The organism is Desulfovibrio sp. Huiquan2017 (genome assembly GCF_017351175.1).
Taxonomy (GTDB): Bacteria; Desulfobacterota; Desulfovibrionia; order Desulfovibrionales; family Desulfovibrionaceae; genus Pseudodesulfovibrio.
Genome location: NZ_JAFMPN010000009.1, coordinates 137,827 through 152,648, shown reverse-complemented (window position 1 = coordinate 152,648; position 14,822 = coordinate 137,827). Strand labels below are relative to the sequence as shown.

Below are 14,822 nucleotides of genomic sequence, written 5' to 3'. Positions count from 1 at the left end.
ATGTGGCCAACCCATCCCACACGCGTTCAAAACGGCGTGGGAATCTGACGTGAGGAGAGTGGCGGAATGTCAGGAGACGACCTGAACAGACAGATATTCAAAGAAGAAGCCTACGACCTCCTGATCGAGCTTGAGGGCGCTTTGCTCGAACTTGAGGAAGCGCCCGACGATATGGATCTGGTCAACCAGATATTCCGGGCCCTGCATACCATCAAGGGGTCGGGAGCCATGTTTGGCTTCGAGGAAATCGCCGCCTTCACCCATGAGGTGGAGACGGTTTTCGACATGGTGCGCAATGGCGACGTGCAGGCTACCCCGGTCCTGTGCAGCCTGGCCCTGCGTTCTCGCGACCAGATTCGGGCCATGCTCGAGGCCGAGGACGACGAGCCCGTCGCCCCGGAGATCATGCAGGACATTCTTGACGGTTTGCAGTCTTTTGTCGAAGGGACCAACGCGACGGCTGCCGGCAATGTGTCCGAGCCCGCCGCAGAGGCCGAGTCCGCACCGGAAGAGGTCCCTCCCGCCGGGAACGAGGCGGAATCCGCCCCGCAGGACGAGTCCGGCGCACCCATGCACTGCTATCGCATCACCCTCCGTCCCTTGGGCGGCGAGGTGAACGCGGACGCCGTGGAGGCCTTTTTCGAAGAGTTGGAACGGTTGGGAACCCTCAAGGTCGAGTCCGGTCATCGGGAGACTGGAAGCGGCTGGGAACTCTTGCTGGAGACCGAGGCCGCCCAGAACGACGTCCAGGATGTGTTCTTCTTTTTGGATGCGGATCTCAAAGTCGAAGTCAAGGCCTTGGACGGGGAGCCCGAACCTGCTCCGGAAACGGTTTCGTCCGAGCCCGCTCCGCCCCGGGAGCGGAAGGCCGTCACCCCGGTATCCAGTTTTGTGGAAGAGGACGAGGATGACTCCGTGCGCATCCCCCGGATCGGCGAAATGCTCGTCGAAAGCGGCGACCTGACCTATGCGGACGTCGCTGAGGCGCTGACTTCGCAGAAGAGCGGGGTGGACAAGCCGTTGGGCCAGATCCTGACCGAGTCTGGCAAGGTCCCAGGGGAAAAGGTCAGCAAGGCGGTCAAGCGGCAGGGCGAGGTCCGCGAGAAGGCGGCCGGGAAGAAGCGCCAGGAGGCCCTGAGCAGCATCCGGGTAGCGGCGGACAAGCTTGATTATCTGGTGGATTTGGTAGGTGAATTGGTCATCGTTCAGGCGCAGATCACCCAGGTGGTCAGCGAGAAGCACGATGCCGCCCTGACCCTGCTGGCCGAGGAGCTGGAACGGTTGAGCGATGAACTGCGCGACTCCACGCTCGGTATCCGCATGCTGCCCATAGGTACATCGTTCAGCAAGTTTCGGCGGTTGGTGCGCGATCTTTCCGCTGATCTGGGCAAGCAGATTACCCTGGCCACCAGCGGCGCGGAGACCGAGTTGGACAAGACGGTCATCGAACGGCTGGGCGATCCCCTGGTCCACCTGCTGCGTAACTCCATCGACCATGGCATCGAGCAGCCCCAGGAACGCGTGGCCAAGGGCAAGGCCCCGCAGGGCACCATCCTGCTTTCCGCCGAGCACTCGGGCGGCGAGGTCCTTATCCGTATATCCGACGACGGCAAGGGCATGAGCAGCGAGATGATCCGCGAGAAGGGCATCGAGCGCGGGCTGATTTCCAAGGATGCCGAACTGACCGAAAAGGAATTGCTCAAGCTCATTTTCGAGCCCGGCTTCTCCACGGCCAAGGTGGTGACCAACGTGTCCGGCCGGGGCGTGGGCATGGACGTGGTCAAACGGGCCATAGATTCCCTGCGCGGGACTATCGACATCGACTCCAAGCCGAACACGGGCACAACCATCACCATCCGGCTCCCTCTGACGCTGGCCATCATCGACGGACTTCAGGTCCGGGTGGAGAACGAATACTACGTCATTCCCCTGTCCTTGGTGGAAGAGTGCGTGGAACTGTCCCGCAGCGAAGTGGAGGAGGCCGGGTCCGAGCAACGCATTCTGCACTTGCGCGGCGAGATCGTGCCGTACATCCATATTCGCGAATGGTTCAACATTGAGGGCGAGAATCCGCCCATCGAGCAGATCGTTATCACCGGCGTGGAGGGAAGCCGCGTCGGTATTGTCGTGGACACGGTCATAGGCGAGCACCAGACGGTCATCAAGAGCCTGGGTCGGGTGTATAAGGATGTGGAGGGCATCTCCGGGGCCACTATCAAGGGTGACGGGTCCATTGCGCTCATCCTGGACGTGCCCGGCCTTATCCGCCGCATCGTTGCAGAATCCAGATAGTCCTCAAGAGGTTGTTCATGCGTAAGATTCGAGTTCTTATTGTCGATGATTCCGCCGTTGTTCGGCAAACGCTCGAAGATATTCTGTCTTCCGACCCGCAGATTGAAGTCATGGGTACGGCGGTGGACCCCTATGTGGCCGCAGAGCGGCTTAAGAAGGAAATCCCGGACGTCATCACTCTGGATATCGAGATGCCCCGCATGGACGGCCTGACCTTCCTGCGCAAGATCATGAAGCAGCGTCCCATTCCGGTGGTCATCTGCTCGTCCGTGGCCGGAGAGGGCACCACTACCGCGCTCAAGGCGCTGGAATACGGGGCCGTGGAGATCATTACCAAACCCAAGGTGGGGACCAAGAAGTTTCTCGAAGAGTCGCGAATTCGGCTCATCGACAAGGTCAAGGCGGCGGCCCTGGCCGGGACGAGGCCTGTCCGCGTGGCGGCCCCGCCGATCCAGGTCAAGCCCAAGCTCAGTGCGGACGCGGTCATTCCCAAGGGCAGGCCCATGACCATGTCCCCCACGGAGAAAGTCTGCCTGGTGGGCGCGTCCACGGGCGGCACCGAGGCGCTGCGCGTTTTTCTTGAGGCCCAGCCCGAGAATTGTCCGCCCATCGCCATTGTCCAGCATATGCCCGAGCACTTCACGGCGGCGTTCGCCAACCGGCTCAACGGCCTCTGCCGGATCACCGTCAAGGAGGCTGTGGACGGCGACGTCATGATGCGCGGTTTGGCCCTGATCGCCCCGGGCGACAAACATCTATTGCTCAAGCGCACCGGCAGCAAATATTACGTGGAGGTCAAGGACGGCCCCCTGGTTTCCCGGCACCGCCCCTCGGTGGACGTCCTGTTCCGTTCGGGCGCGCGGTATGGCGGCTCGAACGTCGTGGCCGCCATCATGACCGGCATGGGCGACGATGGGGCCAAGGGCATGAAGGAGCTCAAGGACGCCGGGGCGTATACCATCGCCCAGGACGAGGCGAATTGCGTGGTTTTCGGCATGCCCCAGGAGGCCATCAAGCAGGGCGGCGTGGACAAGGTCCTGTCCCTGGAGAAGATAGCGCCGGAGATTGTTCGGGCCTGCGGCTGAGGCCATTGGGAAGGAATAGTGCGGATGCGCCCCTGCGGGATCGTTCCCGCAGGGGCGTTTTCATTTAGCTGTGGCGGTAGGCAATGACGTCCACGGGTTCGCGGGTGACCATGCCCTCCTTAAGCATGCCGTCGAGCCGGGCGAGCAAGGGATCCAGTTTCTCCGGGTGATCGACGATCTCCACGACCACGGGCAGGTCCTCGGACAGCCGGAGAATCTTGCTGGTGTGGATGAGGGAGTTGGCTCCGAAGCCCATGAGGCCTCGGTAGACCGTGGCCCCTGCAAGGCCCATCCGGCGAGCTTCGCGGACAATGGCGTCGGCCAGGGGCTGGCCGTCGGACTTGTCGTCTTCGCCGATGTAGATTCTGATGCGTTCCGCCTTTTCGAGCAGTTTCATGGCGTTCTCCGGAATGGTTGGTTAGAGCAGGCGGCCCAGGGCGATGCCGGTCAGGACCAAGGCCAGCCCGGCCACGGACTGGCCCACTACGTTGACCAGGGCCATGGCTATCTGCGCGGACTTGACCAAGCTGGCGGTCTCGAACATGTAGGTGGAGAAGGTGGTGAAGGCGCCCATGAATCCAGTCAGGACCAGCAGCCTGATCTCGCTGCCGGGGAGCAGGCGGTTTTCAAAGAATCCCCAGACCGCGCCGAAAAGCAGGCAGCCCGCCATATTCACGGCGAAGGTGCCCGCCGGGAAGCTTCCCCCCGTCATGCGCTGGGCCACGCCGGACAAAAAATAACGCGACAGGGTCCCGCAGGTCCCGCCTAAAGAAAGGTAAAGAATTTTAGTCAGCATTTCGATATCCCTGGTCAATGTATAGCAACACAAGGAGAGAAAGCCAATGGCGTTGGAGTGCGAATTGAAATATCCGGGGGTGGACTTGGCCGATCTGGCAGGCCGGTTGGGCCGGGCCGGGGCCGGGACTTCGGGTCGCTACTTCGAAAGCAATACGGTTTTCGATCGGCCCGACCGGTCGCTGAAGGCGGAGGGCGTTCTGCTCCGGCTGCGGGAGCGGCAGGGGCGGGGCCTGCTCACGGTCAAGCGTCCGCCCGACAACCAGAGGCCGTCGGCCCTCAAGATATTCGAGGAGATCGAGACCGGGGTGGATGACCTCGCGGCCATGGACGAGGCCTTGCGGGCCGTGGGCTTCTTTCCGGCCTTTCGCTATGAGAAGGTCCGCGAGAAGTGGCGTTACATGGGCTGCGTGGTCTGCCTGGACCATCTGCCTTTCGGGGATTTTGTTGAGATCGAGGGAGTGGAGGCTGCGGTCCTGGCGTGTGCCGCCGATCTCGGCCTGGACCCGAACCGGACCAGCAAGGCCACCTATCACGGATTGAATCTTGAATACCGATTGGCGAAGGGACTGGAGCCGAATGAAAATTTCGTGTTCGCTCCCGGGGAACGCGCGGCCCTGCTGGATGAAATCGAGAATCTTTGACCGGCGGCCCTCGACAGGCGGGTAAAAGGAATTTATATTGGGAGCTAGGAAATACAAAGGATTGGTGGAGTCGAACCGCTATGAGTGACCCTTTTACCGGGGACCGATTCGATTCGGAGATCCTTGGGCAACATGAAGCCAAGGAACCGAAGAAGTATAAGGTCCTGTTGCATAATGACGATTATACGACCATGGATTTCGTGGTCGAGATTCTGGTGCGCGTCTTCCGTCGGACTGAGGCGCAGGCGACGGCCATCATGCTCTCCGTGCATAACCAGGGGTACGGGGTGTGCGGCGTGTATACCGCCGAGGTGGCCGAAACCAAGGTGGACCTGGTGCACCGGCTGGCCAAGAGCGCGGGTTTCCCGCTCAAGTGCAGCATGGAAGGTGAATAGTCTATGACGATGTTGAGTAAGGAACTGGAAAGCGCGTTGACCTCCGCGGTCAACGAGGTAAAGCGTCGGAACCACGAGTTCCTGACGCTCGAACACCTGTTGTACGCCATCTCCACCGAGGAGCAGGGCGAGGAGATCCTCGAAGCCTGCGGCGCGGAGATGGAACGGCTCAGGGACCAGCTCGGGCGATTTTTCGTGGAGAATATGGAGTCCCTGCCCGAGGGCACCGAATCCGAGGTCATCCAGACGCTCGGCGTGCGGCGCGTGCTGCAGCGCGCCGTGTGGCAGAAAAAGGCCTCGGGCAAGACCACCGTGGAGGTGGGCGATGTCCTGGCGGCCATGTTCGACGAGGAGGATTCCTACGCGGTCTACTTCCTGCGTACCCACGACGTCTCCCGGCTCGACATCCTGGAGTTCATTTCCCACGGCATGTCCATGGGCGACGAGTGGAACGACCTGGGCGACGACCAGCCGTCCAGGGGCGACTCCCTGGATGACCGTCCCGGCGAGAAGAAGAGCCCGCTCAAGGAATTCACGGTCAATCTGACCGACCGGGCCGCCCACGGGCTCATCGACCCGCTTATCGGCCGGGCCGGGGAACTTGAACGGACCATCCAGGTCCTGTCCCGACGGCGCAAGAACAATCCCATTTTCGTGGGTGATCCCGGCGTGGGCAAGACCGCCATGGCCGAGGGCCTGGCCCTGATGATCGTCGAAGGCAACGTGCCCAAGGATTTTCTCAATGCCGAGGTCTACAGCCTGGACATGGGCTCGCTGCTGGCGGGCACCAAGTACCGGGGCGATTTCGAGGCGCGGCTGAAGGGCGTCCTGACGGAACTGAAGCAGAACCGCGACGCGATCCTGTTTGTGGACGAGATCCATACCATCGTGGGCGCGGGGTCGGTCTCGGGCGGCTCCATGGACGCTTCCAACATCCTCAAGCCCCTGCTGCAGTCGGGCGAGATCCGCTGCATCGGCTCGACCACCTTCGAAGAGTACAAAAACCATTTTGAAAAGGACCGCGCCCTGTCGCGCCGGTTCCAGAAGATCGAGATAGCCGAACCCACCGTGGAGGAGACCATCGCCATCCTCAAGGGGTTGCAGTCCCACTATGAGGAGTTCCACGGGGTTAACTATACCCACTTCGCTCTCAAGGCGGCGGCCGAATTGTCCGAGCGGCATATTACCGACCGCTATCTGCCGGACAAGGCCATCGACGTCATGGACGAAGTCGGCGCGCTGTACAAGCTGTCCGGCCGTCCGCGCAAGGGCGACCGTATCAAGGTGGCCGACGTGGAGAAGGTCGTGGCCCGCATGGCCCGCATTCCGGCTCGCAGGCTGACCACGTCCGACCGTGAGCGCCTGAAGAGCCTGGAGGACGACCTCAAGGCCGTGGTTTTCGGTCAGGACGAAGCCGTGGCGGCCTTGGCCAAGTCCATCAAGCGTTCCCGTGCGGGCATGCGCCAGGCGGGGCGCCCCGTGGGCAGCTTCCTGCTGACTGGCCCCACCGGCGTGGGCAAGACCGAGCTGGCCCGCCAGTTGGCCCAGGTGCTCGGCATCGGCTTTTTGCGCTTCGACATGTCCGAGTACATGGAAAAGCACGCCGTGGCCCGGCTCATAGGCGCGCCTCCGGGCTATGTGGGCTTCGATCAGGGTGGGTTGCTGACCGAGGGCGTGCGCAAGAAGCCGCACTGCGTGGTCCTGTTCGACGAGATCGAAAAGGCCCACCCCGACGTCTTCAATATCCTGCTCCAGGTCATGGACTACGCCACCCTGACCGATAACAACGGGCGCAAGGCGGACTTCAGGCACGTCATCCTGCTGATGACCTCCAACGCGGGGGCCCGGGAGATGGCCAAGGGGGCCATCGGCTTCAAGCGCGACGGGAATTCCGATCGCCAGGGCGAGGCCATGAAGGCCCTGGAACGACTCTTCAGTCCCGAGTTCCGTAACCGGCTGGACTCCATCGTCACCTTTCATTCCCTGGAACAGCCGGTCATGGAGCGGATCGTGGACAAGTTCATCAAGGAACTCAACGACCAGTTGCAGGACCGTCGCGTGGTGGTCGCCTTGACCGACAAGGCCCGGGCACGGCTGGCCGAACTCGGCCACGACGCTTCCATGGGTGCGCGGCCCATGGGCCGGGTCATTCAGACCGAGATCAAGGACGTCATCGCGGACGAACTGCTCTTCGGCTCCCTGGCCAAGGGCGGCGTGGTTACCGTGGACGTGGCCGCGGCCCGGAAACGGTCCGGCAAGAAGCCCGCCAGCGGCGAATCCGGGGAATTCACATTCTCCTTCGATGCCGTCGGGACCAAGCAATAGCGAATATCGGGGCGGCTTCGGCCGCCCCTTTCTTGCCGCCATGACCATCTACCGCCTGTTTGAAGAACCCATATTTCCCGACCCGGAAGAGGCCGATCCGGACGGACTGCTCGCCGTGGGCGGTGATCTCTCCCCTCAGCGGTTGCTCGCGGCCTATGCCAACGGCATCTTTCCCTGGTACGCTGAGAACTCTCCCATCCTGTGGTGGTCCACCAATCCGAGGCTGGCGCTCCTTCCCGAGGAGTTGCACGTGCCGCGCAGTCTGCGTCGCGTGCTCAACAAGGGCATTTTCACCTTTACCTTGGATACCCATTTTGAAGCGGTCATCCGGCGGTGCGCCTGCTGTTCGCGTCCGGAGCAGGAGGGCACCTGGATTGTGGACGACATGATCGAGGCGTACATCCTGTTGCATCGGCTGGGCTACGCGCACAGTGTGGAGGCGTGGCAGGAGGGCGACTTGGTGGGCGGACTATACGGCGTATCACTGGGCTCGATTTTTTACGGCGAGTCCATGTTCCACAACGTGCCGGACGCCTCCAAGGCGGCCTTTGCCGTGTTCGTGCGGCAATTGCGGAAGTGGGGGTTCACCCTCATCGACTGCCAGCAGACTACCCGCCATCTCCTGCGCTTCGGCGCGCGGGAGTTCCAGCGGTTCCGCTTCATGACCATGCTCCGCGAGGGCCTGGACGCGCCCACCCGCGAGGGAGTGTGGCGTTTTGCCGACCAACCGTGAGCCGGCTCAGTTTTCGTCGGCCAGGGGAAGGTGCCGGTTCAGGTCGAAATATCCCTTGAGGGGGAAGTCCAGGGGATAACTCGGGATTTTTTCGAACTCGACGAACCCGGCGTCCTTGCCCGGTTGGATCTCGGTAAACCCTGCCAGTCCGGTCGGAACCGGGAAGGCCAGAGGGTTGGACCGGATGGCTGTAAGCCTTGTGGAGTACTGTTGTTTCAGGTAATTGACGATGAGATCGCGTTCGTCCGCCGTGAAGGACTCCAGGACGACCGCCCGGCTTTCCGGGGAATCGCTCCCCGAGGCGGAGTCGTGCTCCAGCAGGCCGGTGAAGTCCGCCGATTCCTCTTCGCGGGGCCAGCGGGCGCGGAACAGGTGGACCTCGACGTCACGCCTCCCCCTGAAGCTCCTGATGATCATGGACAGGGAGTAGGCCCGCTCAAAGGGCAGGGGACAGGTGGGAGTATTGATGGTGATATCCATAGCTCTGACTCCGAATCTCGGTTGCAGGGTATATCTTGATATGTACGTGTTTTAACGGGCCGATTCAAGCCTGGGTGTAAAAAAGAATGCCGGATTTCGAACTCGTCAGCGAATATACGCTCAAGGGCGACCAGCCCCGGGCCGTGGCCGAACTCATCGCCGGGCTGAACGGCGGCGTGCGCGATCAGGTCCTGCTCGGCGCCACGGGCACAGGCAAGACCTTCACCATGGCCAACGTGGTGGCCCAACTCAACCGCCCGGCCCTGATCCTGGCCCCGAACAAGACTCTGGCCGCTCAGCTCTATACCGAGTTCCGGGGGCTGTTCCCGCACAATGCCGTGGAGTATTTCGTTAGTTATTACGATTACTACCAGCCGGAAGCCTACATGCCGCACTCGGATGTGTACATCGAGAAGGATTCGTCCATCAACGATGACATCGACAAGATGCGCCATTCGGCCACCCACGCGCTGCTGACGCGTCGGGACGTGCTCCTGGTGGCCTCGGTGTCGTGTATCTACGGATTGGGATCGCCCGATTTCTACGCCAAGATGGTCATTCCCGTGGAGGAAGGCCAGACCATGGCCATGGAGTCCCTGCTCGGGAGGCTGGTGGAAATCCATTATGAGCGCAATGACTACGATTTCCACCGCAGCAGTTTTCGAGTGCGCGGCGACGTGGTCGAGATCATTCCGGCCTACAGCCGGGAGAAGGCGTTGCGCATCGAGTTTTTCGGCGACGAGATCGACTCCATTACCGAGACCGACCCGCTGACCGGCGAAGTCAAGGATCGGCTGCGCAAGACGGTTATCTATCCCGGTTCGCACTTCGTGTCCGATCGCGACAACGTGGACCGGGCCATCAACGACATCCGCAACGAGTTGCAGTCCCGGCTGGCCTATTTCAAACGAGCGGGCAAGCTGGTCGAGGCGCAACGCCTGGAGCAACGTACCCAGTACGATCTCGAAACCATCGAGGAGTTGGGCTATTGTAACGGCATCGAGAATTACTCGCGCCACCTGGACGGCCGGGTGGAAGGCCAGCCTCCCTCGACCCTGCTTGACTATTTTCCGGACGACTTCATCCTGTTTGTGGACGAGTCGCACATTGCCCTGCCCCAGGTGGGCGGCATGTACCGGGGCGACCGTTCACGCAAGACCACCTTGGCGGATTTCGGCTTCCGCCTGCCTTCGGCCCTGGACAACCGGCCGCTCAATTACGAGGAATTCCAGGAGCGTATCCATCAGGCGGTCTACGTCTCGGCCACGCCCGGCCCGCTGGAACTGGATTTGGCTCAAGGCGTGGTGGTGGAACAGATTATTCGGCCCACGGGGCTTCTCGATCCGCAGATCGAGGTGCGGAAGACCCAGGGACAGATTGACGATCTGCTGGCGGAATGTAAGAAAAGACAGTCGAAGAACGAACGGGTTTTGGTGACCACGCTGACCAAGCGCATGGCCGAGGACCTGAATGACTATCTGAATCAGATGGGCGTGCAGTCCAGGTATTTGCACTCCGACATCGACACCCTGGAGCGCATGGCCATCATCAAGGCGCTCCGGGAAGGCGAGTTCTTCGTCCTGGTGGGCATTAACCTCCTGCGCGAGGGGTTGGATATCCCCGAGGTCTCTCTGGTGGCCATCCTGGACGGCGACAAGGAGGGTTTTCTCCGTTCCGCACGCTCGCTCATTCAGACCTTCGGGCGGGCCGCCCGCAACGTGGAAGGGCGGGTCATCCTCTATGCGGACAAGATTACCGACTCCATGGCCGCGGCCATGGGCGAGACCGAGCGCCGACGGGAGAAGCAGGAGGCCTACAACCTGGAGCACGGCATTACGCCGACCACCATCCGCAAGAAGATGGACAACTTTTTCGAGGAACTCGGGGGGCACGGAGGGCGCGACGACCACGGAGGGACCGTGGCCATGGCCGCCGAGGACGGGGTGGACTACGGCGCTGATCAGAAAACCCTGAACCGGACCGTCAAACAGCTGGAACGTGAGATGCGTGAGGCTGCCAAGGAACTGGAATTCGAACGGGCGGCGAAACTCAGGGATCGCATCGCCCGCATCCGCGAGCGCATGCTGGAATTGGGGTAAGGGATGAGAGGTGATTTCCATCGACGGATGTTGCGGTTGCGCGCCCGGTTGGGCTCCTTCTGGAGCATCCTGCTCGGCGTGACCTACCTTTGCGTCATCTTTCTGCTCGGCATCGGCTTCTACATGATCTACGAGCATTGGGACCTGGCCAGTGCTTTTTACATGGTGGTTATTACCCTCTCCACCGTGGGCTTCATGGAGGTCAACCAGCTCTCCCCGGAAGGGCGGGTTTTCACAGCCTTCCTGATCATGCTCGGCGTGGGCGGTTTCGTTTACATCGCGGGCGCCTTTGCCCAGGTGCTCATTGACGGGCGACTGCAAATCTTGTGGGGTAAGCATAGGATGATGAAGATGATCAGCAAGTTGAGAAACCATTTCATTGTCTGCGGCCATGGCCGCATCGGCAGCATCGTGGTCCAGGAGATCATGGCCGACGGCCATGATGTGGTGGTCATTGAGAACGATCCGGCCCTCATCGACAAGATGGAGCAGGAGGGCATCCTGTGCATCGAGGGCGACGCCACCAGCGACGCCGTGCTCATCAGCGCGGGGCTGCCCTATGCCAAGTCCCTCATCTCGGCCGTGACCAGCGAGGCGGCCAACGTCTACGTCACCTTGACCGCCCGCCAGCTCAACCCCACGATTACCATCGTGGCCCGGGCCGGGGACAAGTCCCACATCTCCCGCCTGGAATTGGCCGGGGCGGACCGTGTGGTCCTGCCGCATTTCATCGGCGGCCTGCGCATGGCCCAAAGCGTCCTCAGGCCCACGGTGACCAACTTTGTAGAATTGGCCGTGCGCGGCAGTCTCGACCTCCAGATGGAGGAACTGGACGTGTCGCCCGGGTCTGAACTGGTCAACAAGGACCTCATTGAATCCAAAATCAGGGCCAACTACAATTTGATCATCATCGCCATCAAAAAAGAATCCGGGCAGATGGTCTTCAACCCCGGCCCCAAGGAAGTCATCCAGGCCAACGACACCTTGTTGGCCGTCGGCAAGAAGACCGATCTGACTGAAATCAAAGAAATTCTGTAATTATATCCAGGTGGAAAAATTCATGGTTCCTGAGAGCGTTGCCGAGCGCGCTGCATTTCTGCGCGAAAAAATCGACTACCACAATCACCGTTATTACGTCCTGGACGATCCCGAGATCTCGGACCAGGAGTTCGACACCCTGTTCCGCGAACTGGCTGCACTGGAGGCCGCGTACCCGGAGCTGGACGACCCCAACTCGCCCACCCGGCGAGTAGGCGGCGAACCGGCAGAGGGGTTCACTCCATACGAGCACGCGCTACGCCTTTATTCCCTGGACAACGCCATGGACCTGGACGCCTGGTACGCCTTTCACGAGCGCGTGGCCAAGGGCGTGGGGCGGCCCGATGTGGCTTATTGGGCCGATCCCAAGATGGATGGCCTGGCCCTGGAAGTCATTTACGAGAACGGGCGGTACGTGCGCGCGGCCACGCGCGGCGACGGTTTGGTGGGCGAGGACGTGACCGCCAACATGCGCACGGTCATGAACCTGCCCCTGACCTTGCGCGGCGATGACGTGCCCGAACTTCTCGAAGTCCGCGGCGAAGTGGTCATGGCCAACAAGGATTTCGCGGCCCTCAACGCCCGTCAGGAGGAGAAGGGCGAAAAAATATTCGCCAACCCGCGCAACGCGGCCGCCGGAACCATCCGCCAGCTCGATCCCAAAGTGGCGGCCTTGCGGCCTTTGCGCTTCATGGCCTATGGCGTGGGCCGGGTGCAGTGGGCGGGAAGGAGCGCTGACTGGGCCACCCAGCAGGAGCTCATGGAAGGGCTGCACGATCTCGGCTTTGCCATTCCGCCCGACGTCAAGCTGTGTACCTCGGCCAAGGAAGTGGCCGACTATTTCCAGAAGCTGGGGGATATCCGGGCCACGCTGCCCTTCGAGATCGACGGCATGGTCGCCAAGGTCAATGACCGCGAGATGCAGGAGGCGCTGGGATATACTGCCCGCGCCCCGCGCTGGGCCCTGGCCCTCAAGTTCCCCGCTCATCAGACCAAGACCCGGCTCAACGCCATCCGCATTCAGGTGGGCCGCACCGGCGTGCTCACTCCGGTGGCCGAGCTCGAACCCGTGGAGCTGGCCGGGGTGGTCGTGTCCAACGCCACCCTGCACAACAAGGGATACATCGCGGAGCGCGACCTGCGCGTCGGGGACACGGTGCTCATCCAGCGGGCGGGCGACGTCATTCCGCAGGTCCTGTCCGCCGACCTGGAACAGCGCCCGGAAAATGCCGTTTCCTTCGTCTTTCCCATGGTCTGTCCGGTCTGCGAGAGCACGGCCGTGGAGGATGGAGAACGGGTGGTCTGCACCAATCCCGCCTGTCCGGCCAAGACCGTGCAGCGGCTTGTCCATTTCGTGTCCAAGGCGGGCATGGACATGGAGGGCGTGGGCAAGATGTGGGTCCGCAAGCTGGCCGAGGACGGTGTCTTGAATACCGCCGCCGACCTCTTCACCTTGAAGAAGACCGACCTGCTCAAATATGGGGGCATGGGCGACAAATCGGCGGAAAATTTTCTCAAGGCCATCGAGAAGGCCAAGGACGGGGCCCCGCTCTGGCGGCTCATCGCCGGATTGGGCATCCGCCATATCGGCGAGCAGGCCGCCCGCACCCTGGCCGCCCGGTTCAAGGACCTCGACGAACTCTTCGGGGCCTCCCTGGACGACCTCATTGAATTGGAGGGCGTGGGCGAGAAGATGGCCGAGTCCATCCTGGATTTCCGGGTGGACGCCGCCAATCGCGAGATGATCGACCGCTTCCGTGATCTGGGCGTCTGGCCCGAGGGCGGCACGCCGGTCGAGGAGCCGTCCGAGGAGTTCCCTTTGGCGGGGAAGGTGTTCATTTTCACCGGGACCTTGCCCGTCTCCCGCGACGAGGCCCAGGCCATGGTCGAGGCGCGTGGCGGTGTATCGGTCAAGTCCATCTCCAAGAAGGTGGACTACGTGGTGGCGGGCGAAAAGGCCGGGTCCAAGGTAGGCAAGGCCGAGGCCTTGGGCCTGGAAGTCATTGACTTCGATGCCTTCAAGGCATTACTCGGAGGCAAGACCGCAAAAAGGCCAAAGTCCCTTCTGGACTTTTAACCATACGAACTTTTTTATCGAAAGGAGCGTCTTTATGACTGTGGACATCGTTATCCTGGGGGCCAAGGGCCGCATGGGCAACATGTTGGTCAATCAGACTCTGGCCGACGGGGAATTGAATTTGGTGGGTGCGTGCGAACGCAAGGGCAATACGGACGGCATGCGGTATGAGGACTGTGAGGTTGCCGACTGCCTGGAGGATCTGCTGCCCAAGGTCCCGGGCGCGGTGATCATCGACTTTACGGCTCCGGAGTCGTCCGTGGCCATGGCCAAAACCGCCGCCAAACACGGTAACCCCGCCGTCATCGGCACCACCGGGTTGAGCCCCGAGCAACAGGCCGAACTGGCCGAGTCCGCCAAGCAGGTTCCGCTTTTCTGGGCGCCGAATATGTCCGTGGGCATCAACGTCCTGCTCAAGATCATGCCTTTGCTCGTCCAGGCCCTGGGTGAGAGCTACGATATCGAGCTCGTCGAGACCCATCACAAGATGAAAAAGGATTCCCCCAGCGGCACTGCCCTCAAACTGGCTCAGGTTTTGGCCGAGGCGCGTGGCTGGAACTACGACGACGTCAAGAAGCATTGCCGCGACGGCATCATCGGCGAGCGCCCCAAGAAGGAAATCGGCGTCCAGACCCTGCGCGGCGGCGACGTGGTCGGCGAACATACCATGTTCTTCTTCGGCCCCGGCGAGCGCATTGAAGTCACCCACCGTGCCCATTCCCGCGAGACCTTCGCCGCCGGTGCCCTGCGTGCCGCCAAATGGCTGGTCGGCCAGAAGCCCGGCAAGCTTTATTCCATGGCCGACATCTTCTAGGCCGAACGGCATCGAGGCAAGCAAAGGGAGTCCCGTTCAGGGCTC

The 14,822-nt window shown here is 61.8% G+C and carries 13 protein-coding genes; 10 read left to right on the top strand and 3 right to left on the bottom strand.

Annotated features, from left to right (window positions below):
- The first annotated feature begins 66 nt into the window (after positions 1-66).
- Together J0909_RS09285 and J0909_RS09280 are read left to right on the top strand one after the other, a co-directional pair.
- Positions 67-2,292: a chemotaxis protein CheA gene (locus J0909_RS09285; RefSeq protein WP_207262277.1), complete on the top strand. Its 2,226-nt coding sequence runs from the start codon at positions 67-69 to the stop codon at positions 2,290-2,292.
- Positions 2,293-2,309: 17 nt separating this feature from the next.
- The gene (locus J0909_RS09280; RefSeq protein ID WP_207262276.1) at positions 2,310-3,377 is read left to right on the top strand and encodes a protein-glutamate methylesterase/protein-glutamine glutaminase; all 1,068 of its coding nucleotides are present in this window, start codon (positions 2,310-2,312) and stop codon (positions 3,375-3,377) included.
- Positions 3,378-3,441: 64 nt separating this feature from the next.
- Here the strand turns inward: J0909_RS09280 and J0909_RS09275 are convergent, their stop codons facing one another.
- Positions 3,442-3,774, bottom strand: coding sequence for a DUF190 domain-containing protein (locus tag J0909_RS09275; protein ID WP_207262275.1), 333 nt, complete (start codon positions 3,772-3,774; stop codon positions 3,442-3,444).
- A gap of 21 nt (positions 3,775-3,795) precedes the next feature.
- A complete protein-coding gene (gene crcB / locus J0909_RS09270; protein WP_207262274.1) occupies positions 3,796-4,173 on the bottom strand; it encodes a fluoride efflux transporter CrcB in 378 nt (125 codons plus the stop codon).
- Positions 4,174-4,219: 46 nt separating this feature from the next.
- On the opposite strand from crcB, the gene J0909_RS09265 reads away from it, so the two are divergent.
- The 4 genes from J0909_RS09265 (at position 4,220) to aat (ending at position 8,269) form a co-directional block, all read left to right on the top strand.
- Positions 4,220-4,816 (top strand): class IV adenylate cyclase, encoded by a 597-nt coding sequence (locus J0909_RS09265; protein WP_207262273.1) that lies wholly within the window; start codon positions 4,220-4,222, stop codon positions 4,814-4,816.
- Between the two features lie 80 nt (positions 4,817-4,896).
- Complete coding sequence (clpS, locus tag J0909_RS09260) at positions 4,897-5,211, top strand: ATP-dependent Clp protease adapter ClpS (protein WP_207262271.1); 315 nt, start codon at positions 4,897-4,899, stop codon at positions 5,209-5,211.
- 9 nt (positions 5,212-5,220) lie between these two features.
- Positions 5,221-7,536, top strand: coding sequence for an ATP-dependent Clp protease ATP-binding subunit ClpA (gene clpA / locus J0909_RS09255; protein WP_286181928.1), 2,316 nt, complete (start codon positions 5,221-5,223; stop codon positions 7,534-7,536).
- Positions 7,537-7,576: 40 nt separating this feature from the next.
- Positions 7,577-8,269, top strand: coding sequence for a leucyl/phenylalanyl-tRNA--protein transferase (gene aat / locus J0909_RS09250; protein WP_207262268.1), 693 nt, complete (start codon positions 7,577-7,579; stop codon positions 8,267-8,269).
- Between the two features lie 6 nt (positions 8,270-8,275).
- Here aat and J0909_RS09245 read toward each other — a convergent pair whose 3' ends face one another.
- A complete protein-coding gene (locus tag J0909_RS09245) occupies positions 8,276-8,749 on the bottom strand; it encodes a hypothetical protein (RefSeq protein ID WP_207262267.1) in 474 nt (157 codons plus the stop codon).
- Between the two features lie 86 nt (positions 8,750-8,835).
- Between J0909_RS09245 and uvrB the strand changes: the two genes are divergently transcribed.
- From uvrB to dapB, 4 genes are read left to right on the top strand one after another with little or no spacing between them, the layout of a single operon-like run.
- A complete protein-coding gene (uvrB, locus tag J0909_RS09240) occupies positions 8,836-10,848 on the top strand; it encodes an excinuclease ABC subunit UvrB (RefSeq protein ID WP_207262266.1) in 2,013 nt (670 codons plus the stop codon).
- Positions 10,849-10,875: 27 nt separating this feature from the next.
- The gene (locus J0909_RS09235; RefSeq protein WP_207262265.1) at positions 10,876-11,886 is read left to right on the top strand and encodes a potassium channel family protein; all 1,011 of its coding nucleotides are present in this window, start codon (positions 10,876-10,878) and stop codon (positions 11,884-11,886) included.
- 22 nt (positions 11,887-11,908) lie between these two features.
- Entirely contained in the window at positions 11,909-13,963 is a 2,055-nt protein-coding gene (gene ligA, locus J0909_RS09230; protein ID WP_207262264.1) for an NAD-dependent DNA ligase LigA, read from the top strand.
- Positions 13,964-13,997: 34 nt separating this feature from the next.
- The gene (gene dapB / locus J0909_RS09225; protein WP_207262263.1) at positions 13,998-14,777 is read left to right on the top strand and encodes a 4-hydroxy-tetrahydrodipicolinate reductase; all 780 of its coding nucleotides are present in this window, start codon (positions 13,998-14,000) and stop codon (positions 14,775-14,777) included.
- The last annotated feature ends 45 nt before the right edge of the window (positions 14,778-14,822 follow it).

Excerpts from the sequence above, each read along its gene's own strand:
- J0909_RS09285 (WP_207262277.1), top strand. The coding sequence starts at position 67 with ATGTCAGGAGACGACCTGAACAGACAGATATTCAAAGAAGAAGCCTAC.
- J0909_RS09280 (WP_207262276.1), top strand. The coding sequence starts at position 2,310 with ATGCGTAAGATTCGAGTTCTTATTGTCGATGATTCCGCCGTTGTTCGG.
- J0909_RS09275 (WP_207262275.1), bottom strand. The coding sequence starts at position 3,774 with ATGAAACTGCTCGAAAAGGCGGAACGCATCAGAATCTACATCGGCGAA.
- crcB (WP_207262274.1), bottom strand. The coding sequence starts at position 4,173 with ATGCTGACTAAAATTCTTTACCTTTCTTTAGGCGGGACCTGCGGGACC.
- J0909_RS09265 (WP_207262273.1), top strand. The coding sequence starts at position 4,220 with ATGGCGTTGGAGTGCGAATTGAAATATCCGGGGGTGGACTTGGCCGAT.
- clpS (WP_207262271.1), top strand. The coding sequence starts at position 4,897 with ATGAGTGACCCTTTTACCGGGGACCGATTCGATTCGGAGATCCTTGGG.
- clpA (WP_286181928.1), top strand. The coding sequence starts at position 5,221 with ATGTTGAGTAAGGAACTGGAAAGCGCGTTGACCTCCGCGGTCAACGAG.
- aat (WP_207262268.1), top strand. The coding sequence starts at position 7,577 with ATGACCATCTACCGCCTGTTTGAAGAACCCATATTTCCCGACCCGGAA.
- J0909_RS09245 (WP_207262267.1), bottom strand. The coding sequence starts at position 8,749 with ATGGATATCACCATCAATACTCCCACCTGTCCCCTGCCCTTTGAGCGG.
- uvrB (WP_207262266.1), top strand. The coding sequence starts at position 8,836 with ATGCCGGATTTCGAACTCGTCAGCGAATATACGCTCAAGGGCGACCAG.
- J0909_RS09235 (WP_207262265.1), top strand. The coding sequence starts at position 10,876 with ATGTTGCGGTTGCGCGCCCGGTTGGGCTCCTTCTGGAGCATCCTGCTC.
- ligA (WP_207262264.1), top strand. The coding sequence starts at position 11,909 with ATGGTTCCTGAGAGCGTTGCCGAGCGCGCTGCATTTCTGCGCGAAAAA.
- dapB (WP_207262263.1), top strand. The coding sequence starts at position 13,998 with ATGACTGTGGACATCGTTATCCTGGGGGCCAAGGGCCGCATGGGCAAC.